The 18,542-nt window shown below is 73.2% G+C and carries 13 protein-coding genes; 7 read left to right on the forward strand and 6 right to left on the reverse strand.

From position 1 onward, the window contains the following. Positions 1–56 precede the first annotated feature (56 nt). Positions 57–1,211 (reverse strand): MSMEG_0565 family glycosyltransferase, encoded by a 1,155-nt coding sequence (locus tag ABD993_RS18650; protein ID WP_345419752.1) that lies wholly within the window; start codon positions 1,209–1,211, stop codon positions 57–59. 65 nt (positions 1,212–1,276) lie between these two features. Here ABD993_RS18650 and ABD993_RS18655 point away from each other — a divergent pair, with 65 nt between their 5' ends. Then, positions 1,277–2,437, forward strand: coding sequence for an MSMEG_0568 family radical SAM protein (locus ABD993_RS18655; protein ID WP_345419755.1), 1,161 nt, complete (start codon positions 1,277–1,279; stop codon positions 2,435–2,437). A 31-nt stretch (positions 2,438–2,468) separates the two neighbouring features. Further along, a complete protein-coding gene (locus ABD993_RS18660; protein ID WP_345419758.1) occupies positions 2,469–3,038 on the forward strand; it encodes an MSMEG_0567/Sll0786 family nitrogen starvation N-acetyltransferase in 570 nt (189 codons plus the stop codon). Positions 3,039–3,048: 10 nt separating this feature from the next. Here the strand turns inward: ABD993_RS18660 and glmS are convergent, their stop codons facing one another. From glmS to ABD993_RS18685, 5 genes are all read right to left on the reverse strand, one after another. Continuing rightward, positions 3,049–4,884 (reverse strand): glutamine--fructose-6-phosphate transaminase (isomerizing), encoded by a 1,836-nt coding sequence (glmS, locus tag ABD993_RS18665; protein ID WP_345419761.1) that lies wholly within the window; start codon positions 4,882–4,884, stop codon positions 3,049–3,051. An 11-nt stretch (positions 4,885–4,895) separates the two neighbouring features. Next, positions 4,896–5,162 carry a hypothetical protein gene (locus ABD993_RS18670; RefSeq protein WP_345419764.1) on the reverse strand — a complete coding sequence of 89 codons (267 nt, stop codon included), beginning with the start codon at positions 5,160–5,162 and terminating at the stop codon, positions 4,896–4,898. A 61-nt stretch (positions 5,163–5,223) separates the two neighbouring features. Beyond that, positions 5,224–9,039, reverse strand: a complete 3,816-nt coding sequence (locus ABD993_RS18675) for an ABC transporter ATP-binding protein (protein ID WP_345419767.1) — start codon at positions 9,037–9,039, stop codon at positions 5,224–5,226. A 31-nt stretch (positions 9,040–9,070) separates the two neighbouring features. Next, entirely contained in the window at positions 9,071–9,943 is an 873-nt protein-coding gene (locus ABD993_RS18680; protein WP_345419770.1) for a hypothetical protein, read from the reverse strand. Continuing rightward, a complete protein-coding gene (locus tag ABD993_RS18685) occupies positions 9,940–10,839 on the reverse strand; it encodes an ATP-binding cassette domain-containing protein (RefSeq protein WP_345419773.1) in 900 nt (299 codons plus the stop codon). The genes ABD993_RS18680 and ABD993_RS18685 overlap by 4 nt, the downstream gene beginning before the upstream one ends. 127 nt (positions 10,840–10,966) lie before the next feature. Here ABD993_RS18685 and ABD993_RS18690 point away from each other — a divergent pair, with 127 nt between their 5' ends. The 5 genes from ABD993_RS18690 (at position 10,967) to ABD993_RS18710 (ending at position 18,537) form a co-directional block, all read left to right on the forward strand. Continuing rightward, positions 10,967–12,514, forward strand: a complete 1,548-nt coding sequence (locus ABD993_RS18690) for a long-chain-fatty-acid--CoA ligase (RefSeq protein WP_345419776.1) — start codon at positions 10,967–10,969, stop codon at positions 12,512–12,514. A gap of 30 nt (positions 12,515–12,544) precedes the next feature. Then, a complete protein-coding gene (locus ABD993_RS18695) occupies positions 12,545–13,570 on the forward strand; it encodes an LLM class F420-dependent oxidoreductase (protein WP_345419778.1) in 1,026 nt (341 codons plus the stop codon). 44 nt (positions 13,571–13,614) lie between these two features. Continuing rightward, positions 13,615–14,400, forward strand: coding sequence for a hypothetical protein (locus tag ABD993_RS18700; RefSeq protein WP_345419781.1), 786 nt, complete (start codon positions 13,615–13,617; stop codon positions 14,398–14,400). A gap of 128 nt (positions 14,401–14,528) precedes the next feature. After that, a complete protein-coding gene (locus ABD993_RS18705) occupies positions 14,529–18,359 on the forward strand; it encodes a multifunctional oxoglutarate decarboxylase/oxoglutarate dehydrogenase thiamine pyrophosphate-binding subunit/dihydrolipoyllysine-residue succinyltransferase subunit (protein WP_345419784.1) in 3,831 nt (1,276 codons plus the stop codon). Between the two features lie 4 nt (positions 18,360–18,363). Then, on the forward strand, positions 18,364–18,537 hold the full coding sequence (locus ABD993_RS18710) for a DUF6104 family protein (protein WP_345419787.1): 174 nt from the start codon (positions 18,364–18,366) through the stop codon (positions 18,535–18,537). The last annotated feature ends 5 nt before the right edge of the window (positions 18,538–18,542 follow it).

Below are 18,542 nucleotides of genomic sequence, written 5' to 3' on the forward strand. Positions count from 1 at the left end.
GCGATCGGCGGACATCCACCCGCCCACCGCGTCAACAACCTCTGCGGCGGCGACAACTAGAGGGCCGGCGTCCGGGCGAGCTCCGCATAGATCGCGCGGTGCGCCTCGGCGGCGTCCGCCCAGGTGAACCGTGCCGCGGTGGTGTGGCCCGCGGTGCGCAGGGAGTCGCGGAGCGCGGGTTCGGTGATCACCCGGCGGAGCGCGGCGGCGAGGGCCTCGTCGTCCCCGACCGGGGGCAGCAGCGCGTCGACGCCGTCGGTGAGGTGCTCGCGGAACACGGGGAGGTCGCTCGCGACCACCGGCACCCCGAGCGCCATCGCCTCGATCGGCACCAGGCCGAAACCCTCGGCCGTCGACGGGTAGACCAGAGCCCCGTCGCCCGCGGCCGCGGCGTACCAGCCTGCCAGCTCGGCGTCGGACACGGTGCCCACCTCGCGCACCCGCACCCCGAGCTCCGCCGCCTCGGCCAGCGCGGCCTCGCGGTAGGGGGCGAAGTCCTGGAACGAGTGCCCGCCCACCACGACCAGCTCCGGGGCCGGGTCCTCGAGCCGGGCGAGCGCGCGGATCAGGTGCACCGAGCCCTTCCGCGGCTCGATCCCGCCCACCGCCAGCAGCAGGAAGCCGCCCGTTCGCTCCGCCGGGACGACGGAGGCGAACCGGGCGAGGTCCACGCCGTTGGGCACGACCGTCGCCCCGACGCCGAAGTCCCGCGCCAGGATGTCCCGCCACATCCGCGACACCACCAGCACCCGGTCCGGCTCGGTGATCGCGCGGCGCTGGCAGTCCACGAGGACCGGAGTGGTGAAGTCGTCCACGTGATGCGCGGTGCGCAGCACGGACACCGCCGCCCCGGTGCGCTCCCGGGCGATCAGCGCGGCGCGGGCGGCGATGCAGTCCTGGGCGTGCAGGACGTCGAACTCCGTGATCCTCGCCGCAAGCGCGGTGGCGAGGCGCTCGATGCCGTCGAGGGTGCGCTCGGTCAGCGTGGTCCCCTCGCGACGCGGCCCGGGCACCAGCGTGTGCGGCAGGTCGACCTCCCGGTAGAGCTGCGTACCCAGCGCGAACAGGTGAACCGACTCCCCCGCCCGATGCAGTGCCTCGCCCAGCCCGAGGGTGTGCACGTGGCCGCCGCGGGGGGACGTGGAGTGGGTCAGCAGCGCGACCCGGGCCGCGGGACGGCCGGTGAACACGGCGTTTCCGATGTTGCGCACGCGTCCATCATAGTGAATTCTCTGATGAGAGACGAGCATGTCGGATAGTGGAGGAGCCCTCGCGCATGACCGTGACGGACGAGCGGACCGGTAGCGACACCGCTGCGCTGATCATGGATCTGCAGGCCGTGGGGCTGCGGATCGAGACGGTGCTGGAGACCGCCCGCAAGGGCGGGGCGGGCCCGTCGGACTCCGGCATGCTGTGGATCGAGGGCGTCCCGGTCACCGTGCCACCGAACGAGACCTCGCCCTATGCCCTGCGCGCCGAGGACGAGGGCCAGGCCATCTTCCGGGACGGCGTGAAGGTCGCCTCCGTCTCCGGTACGAAGCGCCCGCGCTTCTACGACCTCGAGACCGCGGACGGCGTGCCGTACCACCGGATCGCGCTGCTGCACCTCGACTCGCTCGCGTCCACGGTGGTCCAGGCGTGCAACTACTGGGGCAACTCGGACCAGTGCGGCTTCTGCGGCATCGGGCTCTCGCTCGCCGCGGGCAGCACGATCGCGAAGAAGACCCCGGAGATGCTCGCCGAGGTCGCGGTGGCCGCCCGTGACCTGGACGGTGCGGTCGACGCGACCCTGACCACCGGCTCGTCGGTCGCGCCGGACCGCGGGGCGCTCTACGTCGCGCGCTGCGGGCAGGCCGTCAAGGAGGCCGCGGGGCTGCCGGTGGAGGTGCAGTTCGAGCCGCCGCGCGACCTGGACGTGATCAACCAGGTGCACGACATGGGCATCGACTCCGTGGGCATCCACGTCGAGACCTTCGATCCGGCGGTGCTGGCGCGCGTCGCTCCCGGCAAGTTCCGCACCGGGATCGACACGTACTTCCGGGCCTGGGAGCGGGCGGTGTCGCTGTTCGGCGAGGGCCGGGTGTCGACGTACGTGATCCTCGGGATGGGTGAGGACCCGGACCTGACGGTCGAGATGTGCCGGCGCGCGGTGGACATGGGCGTGTACCCGTTCGTCGTACCGCTGCGGCCGGTGGCGGGCTCGCTGATGGAGAACGTGCCCGCGCCCGCGCGGGAGTGCACCGAACCGATCTACCGGAAGGTCGCGGGCTTCCTGGAGGCGAAGGGGCTCGGGGCGGACACGGCCGTCGCGGGCTGCGCGCGGTGCCAGGCCTGCTCGTCGCTGAACCTGGTCCAGCAGTCCGGCGGCGGGACGCCGTGCGGCACCGGCGGCGGGACCCCGGGGCTGTTCCAGATCGGGAAGCGGCCGGGCGCGTGAGCGCCGAGGTGCTCACGCCCGTGGTGGCCTCGTGACCGCCACGATGCCGGAGCGGCCGGTGTCCCGGATCCGTCCGGTGCGCGCGGTGAACGTGCTGGTCGGGGTCGATCCGGTCGCGGTGCGGCCCGCGCTCGACGCGACCGCTCGCGCCGCGCACCACGCGATCCGGCACGCCGTGTTCGTGGCCGAGCAGGGCCTGTTCGACGGATCGGACCTCGACGCCCACGACGCGCGGGACGACGTCCTGCACGTGCTGGCCACCCACCAGGGCCGCCCGGCGGGCACCGTCCGGCTGTACCCGGTCGGCCCCGGCGAGTGGCTCGGCGACCGCCTCGCCGTCCTCCCCGAGTTCCGCACGGCCGCGATCGGCGGCCCGCTCGTGCGGTTCGCCGTGGAGACCGCGGGCGCGCGGGACGGGCGGCGGATGCACGCTCACGTCCAGGTGGCCAACGAACGCTTCTTCCACCGCCTCGGCTGGAGCACCGCGGGCGAGGTCGAGACCTACGTGGGCGCCCCCCACGTCCCCATGACCATCACCCTGCAGAGCCCGATGACGGAGTGGCTGGCAGGCCCCCGCAGGGACCGGACCATGGTTCCCTAGTCCGACCGGGTCACTCGACCGTCACGGACTTGGCCAGGTTCCGCGGGCGGTCGACATCGCGTTCGAGGGCGACCGCGGCGTGGTAGGCCAGCAGCTGCAGCGGGACGCTCATCAGGATGCTGTCCAGCTCCGGCTCGCTGCGCGGGACCACGATCGTGCGGTCCGCCAGGTCGGTCGACAGCTCGCGGTGCGCCAGCGCGACCACCGGGCCGCGGCGGGCCCGGATCTCGGCCAGCGTCGAGGTGTTCTTGTCCAGCAGGTCGTCCGCCGGGACGCAGGCGACCGTCGGCAGCTCGGGGCTGACCAGCGCCAGCGGGCCGTGCTTGAGCTCGGCGCTCGCGTAGGCCTCCGCGTGCACGTAGGAGACCTCCTTGAGCTTCTGCGCTCCCTCCCTCGCCACCGGCCAGCCGCGCCTGCGCCCGATGAACAGCACGCTGTTGTGCGGGGCGATCCCCCGGGCGACCTCGGCGATCAGCCCGGTGCGCTTCTCCGCGTCCAGGATCTCCTCGATCTGCCCCGGGAGCGCGGCGAGCGCGTCCAGGATGCGCCTGCCCTCGGTCGGCGCGAGGTCCCGCATCCGGCCCAGGTGCACCGCGAGCAGCGCGAACGCCGCGACCGTGGACGTGAACGACTTGGTGGCCGCGACGGACATCTCGGGGCCCGCGTGGATGTAGATGCCGCCGTCCACCTGGCGGGCGATCGTCGAGCCGACGACGTTGACGATCCCGATCACCCGGCCGCCCTTGCGCTGCAGCTCCTGCACCGCGGCCAGGGTGTCGACGGTCTCGCCGGACTGGGAGACCGCCACGTACAGCGTGTCCGGCTCGACGACCGGGTTGCGGTAGCGGAACTCCGACGCCGACTCCGCCGTGGCGGGCATCCGGGCGAGGTCCTCGATCAGCTGGGCCCCGAGGTCACCGGCGTAGCAGGCCGAGCCGCAGCCGAGGATCTTCACGCGCCGGAACTCGCGCGCCTCGCGGACGGTGAGGTTCAGCCCGCCGAGGTGGGCGGTGTTGAAGCGCTCGTCGATGCGGCCGCGCAGGGTGCGCTCGATGGACCGCGGCTGCTCGCCGATCTCCTTGATCAGGAAGTGGGCGTGGTCGCCGATCTCCGCCCCCACGACGTCCCAGTCCACCTCGGAGACCTGCTTGGCGGTGCTGCGGGCGTCCAGGGTGAAGGTGCGGTAGCCGCCGGGGGTGATCGTGGCGAGCTCGCCGTCGTCCAGGTAGACGACCTGACGGGTGTACCCGACCAGGGCGGCGACGTCCGACGCGACGAACATCTCCTTCTCCCCGACGCCGAGCAGCACAGGGGACCCGTTGCGCGCCACCACGATCCGGTCCGGGTGCGCGGTGTCCACCACGGCGATGCCGTAGGCGCCCACGACCTGCCGCAGCGCGTACCGGACGGCCTGCTCCAGGTCCTCGGCGCCCGCGACGAAGGCCGCGGCCACCAGGTGCGCGACGGTCTCGGTGTCGGTCTGCGAGGTGAACTCCACCCCGTCCGCGGTGAGCTTGGCGCGCAGCTCCTCGGCGTTCTCGATGATCCCGTTGTGCACCACGGCGATCCGGTTGGTGGAGTCGACGTGCGGGTGGGCGTTGGCCACGGTCGGCTCGCCGTGGGTGGCCCAGCGGGTGTGGCCGATCCCGACGGAGCCCTTGAACCGCTTGGGCAGCTCCTCGGCCAGGTCCGCGACCCGGCCACTGACCTTGCGCACCTTCAGCTGCCCGCGGTCGATCACCGCGATGCCCGCGGAGTCGTACCCGCGGTACTCCAGCCGGTTCAGTCCCTCGATGAGGACGGGCGCCGCCTCGGCAGCCCCGACGTAGCCGACGATCCCACACATGAGAGGTCCCCCTAGCCGTACACGAGTCGCCGGAGCTGGCGCGCGGTCAACGCCCGCGGCGCCACCCTGCGCGCGCCGAGCTCGGCGCCGATCCGCTCGAAGATCTGGTCGTTGTGGAGTCCGCGGGCGCGGAGCTCGGTGTGCCTGCGCCGGACGAAGGCCTCGGTGGTCTCGGCGAAGTACGCCAGCACCTCGTCGACCACCCGGGCCGCCTCCCCGGCACTCAGCGACGTGGTGCCCGCGAGATGCGTCACCAGGTCGGTGTGAGTGGTCGGCACCCCGCGAAGACTGCCCGATCCGAGACCGGACGACAAATCCGTGCCCGATATCGGGCAGGAATCAGGCCGTCACCGCCGTGGAGCGGTCCTCGTCCGAGGCGTCCGCGGCCGGTTCCAGCTCGCCGGCCCGCCAGAGGGCGGCGTACCGACCCCCCGCGGCGAGCAGCTCCGCGTGCGGCCCCTCCTCCACGATCCGACCGGCGTGCAAGACCACGATCCGGTCCGACGCGGCCGCCGTGGCGAGCCGGTGGGCCACCACGAACGCCGTCCGACGGGCGGTCAGCCGGTCCCCCGCCGCCAGCACGGCCGCCTCGGTGGCCGGGTCCAGCGCGGCGGTGGCCTCGTCGAAGATCAGCACGTCCGGGTCCACGAGCTCGGCGCGGGCCAGGGCCACCAGCTGTCGCTGCCCGGCCGAGAGCCCCTGCCCGCGCTCCCCCACCGGCTGGCGGAACCCCGCGGGCAGCGACCGGACCAGCTCCAGCGCCCCGACCGCGCGGGCGGCGGCCTCGATCTCGGCGGGCGAGGCGTCCGGGCGGCCGTAGGCGATGTTCCCGGCCACGTCCCCGGTGAACAGGTGCGGCTCCTGCGGCACGAACCCGAGCCTGCGGCGGTAGTCCTCCAGCCGGTACCGGCGCACGTCCACGCCGTCGACGAGCAGCGCGCCGGAGCCGACGTCGTAGAACCGGGCGAGCAGCTTCACCAGCGTGGACTTGCCCGCGCCGGTGGCCCCGACCAGCGCGACCGTCTCGCCCGGGCGGACCGACAGCGACACGTCCGCCAACGCGGGCTCCTCGACACCGGGGTAGGTGAACGTGACCTCCCGCAGCTCGACCGCGCCGCGCAGCCGCGCGGGGGCGGGCGCCGGGTCCGGGTCGTCGGTGATCGAGGACTCCGTGCGCAGCAGGTCCCGGATCCGCAGCAGGCCGATGCGGGCCTGCTGGTAGCCGTCGAACACCTGGGACAGCTGCTGCACCGGCGCGAAGAACAGCCCCAGGTACAGCAGGAACGCGGTGAGGATGCCGGGGGTGAGGTCCCCGCCCGCGACCCGCGCCGCGCCCACGCCCAGCACCGCGGCCTGGGCGACGTCGCTGAGGAACGCCACCCCGGGGAAGTACGTCGCGATGTAGCCCTGCGCGCGGATCCGCGTGCGGCGGTAGGCGTCGCTGCGCTCGCCGAACACCGCGGCGCTGCGCTCCTCGCGGACGAACGCCTGCGCCACGCGGACGCCGGTGACGTTCTCCTGCATGTCCGCGTTGACGATGCTGACCCGCTCGCGGGCCTCGGCGTACGCGCGCGAGGACAGCCGCCGGAAGACGACCGTGGACACCAGCAGGACCGGCAGCACCGCCAGCGCGACCAGCGCCAGCTCGGGATCGGTGAGCAGCAGCGCCACCGCCACCCCGACCAGGGTCAGCAGGCTGACCACGGCCTGCGCGAGGCCGGTCTGCAGGAACGTGGACAGCGCGTCCACGTCCGTGGTCATCCGGGTCATGATCCGGCCGGAGAGCTCGCGCTCGTAGAAGTCCAGGCCGAGCCGCTGCAGGTGGGCGTAGCTGCGGATGCGCAGCAGGTAGAGCAGGCTCTCACCGGCCCGCGCGGTGACGACGGTCTGGAACCCGACGACGACGGCGTCCGCCAGCACGATCCCGACCCCGATCAGGGTGGCGGTGAGCAGCACGCTCGTGGCGTGGGCGGTGATCCCGTCGTCCACGGCGAACCGGGCGACCGTCGGGAAGGCGAGCGTGGCCAGCGCGTCCAGCGCGACGAGCAGCATGCCCAGCGCGAGGGTCCACCGCACCGGACGCAGCAGCCGGGAGAGCCGGAACCCGGGGTCCGGGGCGGCGGGGTCCACCCCGCCGAGCCGCGGGACGTCCGTCGCGGGCCTCAGCGCGGCGACCGACGCCAGCAGCTCGGGCGTGGCGGCGATCCCGCCGACCATGCCCGTCGCGCCCGCCGCGCCGCGCGAGGGCGGCCCGCCGCGCCCGCTCCCGGCCTCGGCGGCCGCGGTGCGCAGGGCCCGGTCCGACTCGGCGGCGACCGCGGTGGGCTCCGGCCAGAGCTCGGCCGTGACCCCGTCCGCGGGCACCGCGACGACCGGTGCGGGCTCGGCGAGCGCGGGTTCGGGCTCGGCCGCGGCGGCCTGCCGCTCCGCGCCCGCGGCCAGCAGCTCGCGGAAGAGCGGACAGCGGGCCCGCAGCTCGTCCTCGGTGCCGACGTCCACGACCCGGCCCGCGTCGAGCACCGCGATCCGGTCCGCCAGCGCGATGGTGGACCGGCGGTGCGCGACCAGGACCGTGGTCCGGCCGCGCATCAGGGTCTCCAGCGCCTCGTGGATCGCCGCCTCGGTGGCGGTGTCCACGGCGGAGGTCGCGTCGTCGAGCACGAGCACCCGCGGGTCGGTGAGCAGGGCCCTGGCCAGCGCGATCCGCTGCCGCTGCCCGCCGGAGAGGGTGAGCCCGCGCTCGCCGACCTCGGTCTCGTAGCCCTCCGGCAGCGCCTCGACGAACGCGGCGACCTGCGCGGCCTCGGCGGCGGCGCGGATCTCGGCGTCCGTGGCGTCCGGCCTGCCGTAGGCGATGTTGTCGCGGATCGTGTCCGAGAAGAGGAACGCCTCCTCGAACACCACGCCCAGCTCGGAGCGCAGCGCCCGCAGGCCGAGCTCGCGGACGTCCACCCCGCCGATCCGGACACTCCCCTCCCAGGGGTCGTAGAACCGCGGGAGCAGCTGCGCGACCGTGGACTTGCCCGAGCCCGCGGTGCCGACGATCGCCAGGGTCTCGCCCGGCTCCGCGCGCAGCGAGACGCCGTCGAGCACCGGGCGGCCGGGCTGGTAGCCGAACCGAACCGCGTCGAGCTCGACGGCGACGGGCCCCTCCGGCAGCGTGCGCGGGGCGGCCGGGTCCTGGACGTCCGGCTCGGCGTCGACCAGGTCGTACACCCGCTCGACGCCGGCGCGCGCGAGCTGCGCGGACACCACCAGCGAGCCGACCAGCCGGGCGGGCCCCACCAGCTGCGCGACGTAGGTGGTGAAGGCGAGGAACGTGCCCAGCGAGATCGACCCGCCCACCGCCATCCAGCCGCCGACACCGATCACCGCGACCTGCCCGAGCGTGGGCAGCGCCAGCAGCACCGGGTTGAGCCGGGCGGTCATCCGGGCGGCGCGCAACCGCTCGCCGAAGAGCATGCGCGCCAGCCCCTCCAGCGTGGAGACCTCGCGGTTCTCCTGCCCGAAGCCCTTCACCACGCGGACGCCGGTGACCGTCTCCTCGACCTGCTGGGCCACGTCCGCGGCGCGCTGCTGGGCGGACCAGGTGGCCGGGAAGAGCGAGCGCCGCACCCGGGTGGTGACGAACGCGGCCAGCGGCAGCATCACCAGCGAGATCACCGTGAGCAGCGGGGACAGCCAGAGCATCGCGGCGACCGAGGCGACGACCAGGGCGATCGTGCCCGCGGTGAGCGGGACCATGGACAGCAGGGACTGCACGAGCTGCAGGTCGGTGATCGCGCGGGAGGCGACCTGGCCGGTGCGCAGCGCGTCCTGCCTGCGCCCGTCCAGGCGCTGGACGGCGGCGAAGACCTGGCGGCGCAGGTCGTGCTGGACGTCTAGCGCCAGCCTGCCCGCGAGGTAGCGGCGCAGGAACGAGGCCCCGAACCGGACGACCGCGAGCCCCAGGATGGCGAGCACGATCGCGAGCAGGGCGTCCGTGACGCCCGCGACGGCGTCGTCCACGGCCACCCGGGTGAGCAGCGGGCCGATCGCGTCCAGGCTGACGCCGAGCACGGACGCCAGGAGCGCACCGACGGCGATCCCGCGGTGTCGGAGACACTCGCGGATCAGCCGACGGATCCAGGAGGTGGTGGGGGGAGCGTCGGGCACCGATCCAACGTACGCCCGCGCGCCCGGCGGCTCAGGTGATGTCCCGCCGCTCCCCCACGACGCCCGCGAGGGCGAGCCCCGCCGCCGTCCACACGAGCAGGACCAGCAGCGCGCCCCACCCCGGCGGCGGCCCGGCCACCCCGGCGAGGCTCTCCACGATCGACGGCCCGAAGCGCCCACCGAGCTGTCGGGCGGGCAGGTCGAACAGCGCGATGTCCCCGGCGTTCGCGGGCAGGAACGACGACAGCCGGGCGACGGCGGCGGGCGCCCGGCCGTCCTCGGTCCCGGAGCGCAGGACCAGCGACAGCAGGTTCTCCAGCAGGAGGACGTACACCAGCAGCCCGACGACGGCGCCCGCCTGGTTCACCACCGTCGTCCCCAGTGCGACACCGAGCACCGACCACAGCGCACACACCGCGATCCCGATGCCGACGACCGCGAGCAGCACGCCGACCGACGGCAGCCGCGCCGCACCCTGCCCGAGCAGCCCGGCGAGGAGGCCGAGCACCGCGGTGAGCAGCGCGTACACCGCCCCGGTCCCCGCCGCGACCGCCGACTTCGCGAGCAGCACGGGGACACGGCCGCCGACGAGGTAGGTGCCGCTGACGGTGCGGTGCCGGAACTCCGCGGTGGCCACGACCACCCCGTGCACGGCGGCGAAGACCGAGGCCAGCGACAGCGAGTAGGCGAGCGAGGCAGGCAGGATCCCCGCCGCCTCGTCCCTGAGGCCGCCCACCGCCGCGCCGAACAGGCCGCCGAACACGTTGACCGACAGCGCCAGCGCGGCGACGGGCAGCGCGAGAGCCCACCAGCTCCGGACGGAGAGCGTCTTGAGCGCCTCGGAGCGCAGCAGGCCGGGCGTCGGCAGCACGGCCGGGCGCCCGCCCCTCTCCGACACCGTCATGCCGCACCCCCGGTGAGCCGCAGGAACATCTGCTCGAGGTCGCCGCGCTCCTCGGTCAGCCCGTACAGCGCCACCCCGGCGGCGAGCGCGGTGTCCCCGACGAGCACGGCGTCCGCGGCGATGGCCAGCTCCCCCTCCGCGAGGTGGTCGATCTCCAGGACACCGCGCGCGGCGAGGGCCCTGGCGAGCCGGGCGGGGTCCGCGCAGCGCACCCGGACCGCGGCCCGCCCGCGCATCCCGTCCGTCCCGCCCTGGTAGACGCAGGTCCCGGCGTCCAGCACCACGAGCCGGTCCACGATCTGGCCGAGCTCGGCGAGCTGGTGGCTGGACACCAGTACCGTCCGGCCCGCGTGCGCCCAGCCGCGCAGGAACTCCCGCAGCCAGGCGATGCCCTGCGGGTCGAGACCGTTGCCCGGCTCGTCGAGGACCAGGATGCGCGGGTCGCCGAGCAGGGCGGTGGCCAGCGCGAGCCGCTGGTTCATGCCGAGCGAGAACCCGCCCGCGGGCCGGTCCGCGGCGTCCGCGAGGCCCACGAGCCCGAGCACCTCCGCGACGCGCTCGTCCCCGACGCCGACGGCCGCCCCCGTCGCCTGCAGGTGCCGACGCGCGGTCCGCGCCGGATGCACGCCCTGCGCCTCCAGGACCGCGCCGACCACGCGCCCCGGCCGGGGCAGCGCGGCATAGGGCACGCCCTCGACCAGCGCGGTCCCCGAGGTCGGCCGGACGAGCCCGAGGATCGCCCGCAGCGTGGTCGTCTTGCCGGACCCGTTCGGCCCCAGGAAGCCGGTGACCGCGCCGGGCTCGACCGTGAAGCTCAGCCCGCGCACCGCCTCGACCGCGCCGAACCGCTTGGCCAGCCCCTCGACCCGGATCCGCCCGCTCCCGTCGGGATCCACACCGCCCCCTCGTCGCGTCTGCTCGTGGCCGTCCGCGTCCATCCTCTACCCGCCCGTCCCGTCCTTCCGATCCGGTCCGCCGCTCGCTAGCTTGTGACCCGGCTCACTCACCGTCGAGGAGGACCCCGTGACGCTCAGCCCCGCCGTCACCGACGTTCCCGGTCTGCTGGCCCGGTGGGCCACCGAACGGCCGGACGCGGAGGCCCTCCGGTTCGGCGAGGTCCGGCGGACCTGGGCGCAGCTCGACGAGCGGGTGCGCAGGCTCGCGACCGCGCTGCGGGCGGGCGGGATCGGCCGCGGGGACCGGATCGCGGTGCTCGACCTCAACCACCCGTCCTGCCTGGAGCTGACGCTGGCGTGCGCGCGGATCGGGGCCGCCAACGCCGTCGTCAACTTCCGGTCGGCGCCGCCCGAGATCGTGTACGTGGTCAACGACGCGGGCGCGAAGCTGCTCTACGTCGGGCCGGAGTTCGCCGCGGCCGCCGCCGGGCTGGCGGACCGGACGCCGACCGTGCAGCGGATCGTCACGGCGGACGAGTACGAGGGATGGCTGGCCGCCCACGAGCCGGAGGCGGACGCCGCGCCCGTCGACCCGGAGGGCTGCTTCGTGCAGCTCTACACCTCGGGCACCACCGGCTTCCCCAAGGGCGTGATGCTCACCCACCGGGCGATGCTGGCGCACTCGGACAACGTGGCGCACAGCTTCGAGGTGGACCCGACGGCCGTGGTGCAGGTGGCGATGCCGCTGTTCCACGTCGGCGGGACCTCGTACGCGCTGCTCGCCATCGCCCACGGCGCGCGGATGGTGATGCTGCGGACGCCGGACCCGGCCGCCGTCGTGCGGCAGATGGCGGACGAGCGGATCACCCACACCTTCCTCGTGCCCGCCCTGCTCGCCGCGATCACCCGGGTCCCGGGCGTGGCCGAGCTCGACCTGTCCGCGATGCGGACGATGTCCTACGGCGCCTCGCCGATGCCGCTGCCGGTCATGCGGGCCTGCCTGCCGCTGTTCCCCGGCCGGATGCACCAGGTCTACGGGATGACCGAGGCCTGCGGGGTGGTCTCCGCGCTGGGCCCGGCGGACCACGAGGACCCCGCTGTCGCGCACCGGCTGGTCTCGGCGGGCACCCCGATCCACGGCTGCGAGATCGAGGTCCGCGACCCGGCGACCGGGGCGCCGGTGCCGACGGATGCGCCGGGTGAGATCTGGGTGCGCTCGGCGCAGCTCATGGCCGGGTACTGGCAGCTCCCGGAGGCCACCGAGGCCGCGATCACCGAGGACGGCTGGCTGCGCACCGGGGACGGCGGGCACCTCGACGCGGACGGCTACGTCTACGTGACCGACCGGATCAAGGACATGATCGTCAGCGGCGGGGAGAACGTGTACCCGGCCGAGATCGAGCGGGTGCTGGCCGAGTACCCGGGGATCGCCGACGTCGCCGTGATCGGGGTGCCGGACGAGCGCTGGGGCGAGGTGCCGCGGGCGGTCGTCGTCGCGCCGGAGGGGATCGACGAGGCCGCGGTCCTCGCACACTGCCGCGCCGAGCTGGCCGCGTTCAAGTGCCCCACGGGCATCGACGTCGTCGACGAGCTGCCCCGCAACCCCACCGGAAAGATCCTCAAGAAGGAGCTCCGCGCCCCCTTCTGGGCGGGCCGCGAACGGAGGACTGTCTGAACCCGTGCCTGATGTGACAGTCTCACTGTCATGAAGCTCTCGACTCAGCTGCCCTACTCCGACGACCCGGTGGGCGGGGCGGCGCGGATCGTCGAGCTGGAGAGGGCCGGTCTGGACGTCGTCTGGGTGGCCGAGGCCTACAGCTACGACGCCGTGTCCCTCATGGGCTACCTCGCCGCCCGCACCGAGCGGATCGAGATCGGCTCCGGGATCCTGCCGATCTACTCGCGCACCCCCACCCTCACCGCGATGACGGCGGCGGGCCTGGACGCGCTGTCGAACGGCCGGATGCTGCTCGGGCTCGGGACGTCCGGCCCGCAGGTGATCGAGGGCTTCCACGGCGTGCCGTTCGACAGGCCCGTGGCCCGCACCCGCGAGGTGATCGACATCTGCCGCCGGGTGTGGCGTCGGGAGAAGATCGACCACCACGGGATCTACGACATCCCGCTCTCCGGGGGCACCGGACTGGGCAAGCCGCTCAAGCTGATCAACCACCCGCGGCGCAGCGACATCCCGATCTGGGTCGCCGCCCTGGGCGACAAGAACCTCGAGATGACCGCCGAGCTGGCGCAGGGGTGGCTCCCCCACGCCGTCGTCCCGGAGCGGATGCAACAGGCGTTCGGCGAGCCCCTGGCCAGGGGCTTCGCGAAGCGGGACCCGGCGCTCGGGCCGCTGCAGATCGCGGGCGGCGGCTTCCTCGCGCTGGAGCCGGAGATGTTCGAGCACGCGCGCAACGCCGCACGCGGGATGTTCGCGCTCTACATCGGCGGCATGGGTGCGCGGGGGAAGAACTTCTACAACACGGTCATGCAGCGGCAGGGCTGGCCGGACGCGGCGAAGCTGGTGCAGGACCTGTACCTAGGCGGGAGGAAGGAGGAGGCCGCGGCGGCGCTGCCGGACGACTTCATCGACTCGGTCACCCTCGTCGGCGAGCCCGGCTTCGTCAAGGAGCGGATCGCCGCGCTGCACGAGGCGGGCGTGACGCACCTGCAGGTCACCCCGGTCACCGAGGACGCCCCCAAGATCCTCGGGCAGCTCAAGGAGTGGCTGCCGTAGGGGGTCGGTCACCGGCTGTGAAGGCGGGGTTCCACAATGGGGTGGTGCCCGACCTGCCCGTGCGGACGTCCGACGAGCCCCTCGCTCCGGAGGCGTACCGGTACATCGCGACGCACGCGTGGTGGATGGGCACCTTCTACGACGAGGAGGGCGACTGCCACGCCCATCTCTCCGAGCACCTGCTGCAGCAGTGGACCCCCGCCGCGCAGGACGCGGACTGGCTGCTCGACCGCGTCGTCACCGGCCGGGTGACCTGGCTGGCGGGCTCCGCCGAGCGGGCCGCGGACTCGGGGTTCGACCTCGCCGACCACTGGCCCGTCGGCCGGTTCCGGGCGCCGTTCGGGGACTTCTACGCCGACCTGAACGAGACTGCGCCGCGCAGGCCGTCGGGCGACTGGGCCACCCCCACCCCGGCCTTCGTCGCGCTGCTCCCCCGCGATCCCGCCGCGCTGCGCGCCCGCCTGGAGGAGGACGCGCCGCCCGGGCGCACCTACACCGGGCCCTTCCGCAGCGCGGTGGACGCGCTGCGCTCCTGCATGCTCCCCGCGGACCTGCGCGCCGCGCTGTACGCCGCGCTGCTGCAGCTGCCCGAGGTCGCGTTCGTCGACGAGGTGAAGGATCTCGACGGCAACCTCTGCCACGCGCTGGTGCACGACCTCGGACCGACCCGCACCGAGCTGCTCGTCGACCCCGTGGACGGCCAGTACGCGGGCGAACGGGACACCCTGCGCCGGGCCTCGCCCTGCGGGCTGGTCGAGGGCACGGTGATCGCCGAGACCTCGGTGCGGACCGCGGTCGTGCCCTCCATCGGCGCGCCCCCGGGCTTCTGAGACGTGTCCGAGCCGACGACGTGACGCGGGCCGAGCACTCTACGTCCCGAGGAGTGAAGAGGACTACCCTGGGAACCCGGTCATCGGCGACCGATCAGCACAGGCGAAACCAAGGCGGTTGAGAGCGCGTGTCCACCAGCAGTACGACCGGCCATACCGGCGAGTTCGGGTCGAACGACTTCGGTCCGAACGAGTGGCTCGTCGAGGAGATGTATCAGCGTTTCCTCGAGGACCCGCAGGGGGTCGACCCCGCCTGGCACGACTTCTTCGCCGACTACCGACCGGGCGGCTCGCTGTCCGGTGCCGCCCCCGCCGACGACAGCCCGACGGCCCAGGCCGCCGCGGAGCAGGTGGCCGCCGACGCCGCCGAGAAGACCGCCGCGAAGACCGCCGCGAAGGCTCGCGCCGCCGAGTCCGCCCCCGAGAGGACCGAGCAGCCGTCCACGAACGGTTCCTCCCCCGCCGCCGAGACCCGAAAGCAGACCGTGGCCCCCGTCCGCACGTCCACCTCCACCGAGACCCGCGCCAACGGGACCCGCCCCGCCCCCGCCAAGCCGGCCGCGGGCAGCACGTCGAAGGCCGCTGCGAAGCCCGCCGAGCCGAGCCACGACGAGGTCATGCCGATCCGCGGCGCGGCGAACGCCGTCGTCAAGAACATGAACGCCTCGCTCGCCGTGCCCACGGCCACGAGCGTGCGCGCGGTCCCCGCGAAGCTGCTGGCGGACAACCGGATCGTCATCAACAACCAGCTCAAGCGGACCCGCGGCGGGAAGATCTCCTTCACCCACCTCATCGGGTACGCGCTGGTCAAGGCGATCGCCGACTTCCCCGGCATGAACCGGTACTTCCAGGAGGTCGACGGCAAGCCCCAGGTAGTCCAGCCGGAGCACGTGAACCTGGGCCTGGCGATCGACCTGCCGGGCAGGAACGGCCAGCGCTCGCTCGTGGTCGTGTCGATCAAGGGCTGCGAGAACATGACGTTCGCGCAGTTCTGGTCCGCCTACGAGGGCATGGTCCACAAGGCCCGCAACGGCACGCTCACCGCCGAGGACTTCCAGGGCACCACCCTCTCGCTGACCAACCCGGGCACGCTGGGCACCAACCACTCGGTGCCGCGGCTGATGCAGGGCCAGGGCGCGATCATCGGGGTCGGCGCCATGGAGTACCCGGCCGAGTTCCAGGGCGCGAGCGAGGAGCGGCTGGCGCAGATCGGCGTCAGCAAGATCATCACGCTGACCTCGACCTACGACCACCGGATCATCCAGGGCGCGGAGTCCGGCGACTTCCTGCGCCGGGTGCACCGCCTGCTGCTGGGCGACGACGGCTTCTACGACGACATCTTCACCTCGCTGCGCGTCCCGTACGAGCCGGTCCGCTGGGTGCAGGACTTCCCCGAGGGCGAGGTCGACAAGACCGCGCGGATCCTCGAGCTGATCGAGTCCTACCGCACGCGCGGCCACCTGATGGCCGACACGGACCCGCTGAACTACCGCCAGCGCAAGCACCCCGACCTGGACGTGCTCAGCCACGGGCTCACCCTGTGGGACCTCGACCGCGAGTTCGCCGTCGGCGGTTTCGGCGGCGAGCAGCGGATGAAGCTCCGGGACATCCTGGGCCTGCTGCGGGACTCGTACTGCCGCACCGTCGGCACCGAGTACATGCACATCGCGGACCCGGAGCAGCGCGCCTGGCTGCAGGAGCGCATCGAGGTCTCGCACCAGAAGCCCACGGTCGTCGAGCAGAAGTACATCCTGAGCAAGCTCAACGCCGCGGAGGCGTTCGAGACCTTCCTGCAGACGAAGTACGTCGGCCAGAAGCGGTTCTCGCTCGAGGGCGGCGAGACCGTCATCCCGCTGCTGGACGCGGTGCTGGACAAGTCCGCCGAGAACGAGCTGGACGAGGTCGTCATCGGCATGCCCCACCGCGGGCGGCTCAACGTGCTGGCGAACATCGTCGGCAAGCCGATCAGCCAGATCTTCCGCGAGTTCGAGGGCAACCTCGACCCGGGCCAGGCGCACGGCTCCGGGGACGTGAAGTACCACCTGGGCGCCGAGGGCAAGTACTTCCGGATGTTCGGAGACGGCGAGACCGTCGTGTCGCTGGCGTCCAACCCCTCCCACCTGGAGGCCGTGGACCCGGTGCTCGAGGGCATCGTCCGCGCCAAGCAGGACCTGCTGGACAAGGGCGACGGCGGGTACACCGTCCTGCCGCTGATGATGCACGGGGACGCGGCGTTCGCGGGCCAGGGCGTCGTCGCGGAGACGCTGAACCTCGCGCTGCTGCGCGGCTACCGCACCGGCGGCACGGTGCACGTCGTGGTGAACAACCAGGTCGGCTTCACCACCGCGCCGGAGAACTCGCGCTCCTCGCAGTACTGCACGGACGTCGCGAAGATGATCGGCGCGCCGGTCTTCCACGTGAACGGGGACGACCCCGAGGCCTGTGTCTGGGTGGCCAAGCTGGCCGTCGAGTACCGGCAGCGCTGGAACAACGACGTCGTGATCGACATGATCTGCTACCGCAGGCGCGGCCACAACGAGGGGGACGACCCCTCGATGACGCAGCCCGCGATGTACGACGTGATCGACGCCAAGCGCTCGGTGCGCAAGATCTACACCGAGTCGCTGATCGGCCGCGGCGACATCACCATGGAGGAGGCCGAGCACGCGCTCAAGGACTTCTCCAACCAGCTCGAGCACGTGTTCAACGAGGTCCGCGAGCTGGAGAGGACCCCGCCGGTCGTCTCCGCCTCGGTCGAGCAGGAACAGTCCGTCCCGAGCGACCTGGACACCTCCATCCCGGTGGAGGTCGTGCACAAGATCGGGGACGCGCACGTCCAGCTGCCGGAGGGCTTCACCCCGCACCAGCGGGTCAAGCCGGTGCTGGCCAAGCGGGAGAAGATGTCCCGCGAGGGGGACATCGACTGGGCCTTCGGCGAGCTGCTCGCCTTCGGGTCGCTGGCGCTCGACGGCAAGCTCGTGCGGCTCTCCGGCCAGGACTCCCGGCGCGGCACGTTCGTGCAGCGGCACTCGGTGCTCATCGACCGCAAGACCGGCGAGGAGTACTACCCGCTGCGCAGCCTCGCCGAGGGCCAGGGCCGCTTCCTGGCCTACGACTCGGCGCTGTCGGAGTTCGCGGCCGTGGGCTTCGAGTACGGCTACTCGGTGGCCAACCCGGACGCACTGGTCCTCTGGGAGGCCCAGTTCGGCGACTTCGTCAACGGCGCCCAGTCGATCATCGACGAGTTCATCTCGTCCGGTGAGGCCAAGTGGGGCCAGATGAGCGACGTCGTGCTGCTCCTGCCGCACGGCCTCGAGGGCCAGGGCCCGGACCACAGCTCCGGGCGCATCGAGCGGTTCCTGCAGCTGTGCGCCGAGGGCTCGATGACGGTCGCGCTCCCGTCGGAGCCCGCGAACTACTTCCACCTGCTGCGCCGCCACGCGCTGGACGGCGTCCGCCGCCCGCTGATCGTCTTCACGCCGAAGTCGATGCTGCGGAACAAGGCCGTGGTCTCCTCGGTCTCGGACTTCACCCAGGGCCGCTTCCGCCCGGTGATCGACGACCCGGAGTTCCGCACCGCGGAGGGCCCCGCCGCGAGCGTGAAGAAGGTCCTGCTGTGCAGCGGCAAGATCTTCTGGGAGCTGCACCAGCAGCGGCAGAAGCGGGAGATCACCGACACGGCGATCGTCCGCGTCGAGCAGCTGTACCCGGTGCCGGACCGCCAGCTGGCGTCGGTGCTGGAGCGCTACCCGAACGCGCAGGACGTCCGCTGGGTCCAGGAGGAGCCCGCCAACCAGGGCGCGTGGCCGCACATGGGCCTGGAGCTGCCGGAGAAGCTGCCGGAGCGGCTCGCGGGCATCAAGCGGGTCTCCCGGCGCCGGATGGCCGCGCCCGCCGCGGGCTCGTCGAAGGTGCACGAGGTCGAGCAGCGCGAGCTGATCGACAAGGCGTTCTCGTAAGTCCGTGTACTTCACCGACAGGGGCATCGAGGAGCTCGAGTCCCGCCGGGAGGGCGAGGCGGTCAGCGTCGAGTGGCTGGCCGCCCGCCTCCGGGCGTTCGTCGACGAGCACCCCACCTACGAGGACGCCGTCGAGCGCCTGGCGACCTACCTGGCCAGGGACGACGAGAACGACTGAGCCGA

This window comes from Pseudonocardia xishanensis, assembly GCF_039541715.1.
Lineage (GTDB): Bacteria > Actinomycetota > Actinomycetes > Mycobacteriales > Pseudonocardiaceae > Pseudonocardia > Pseudonocardia xishanensis.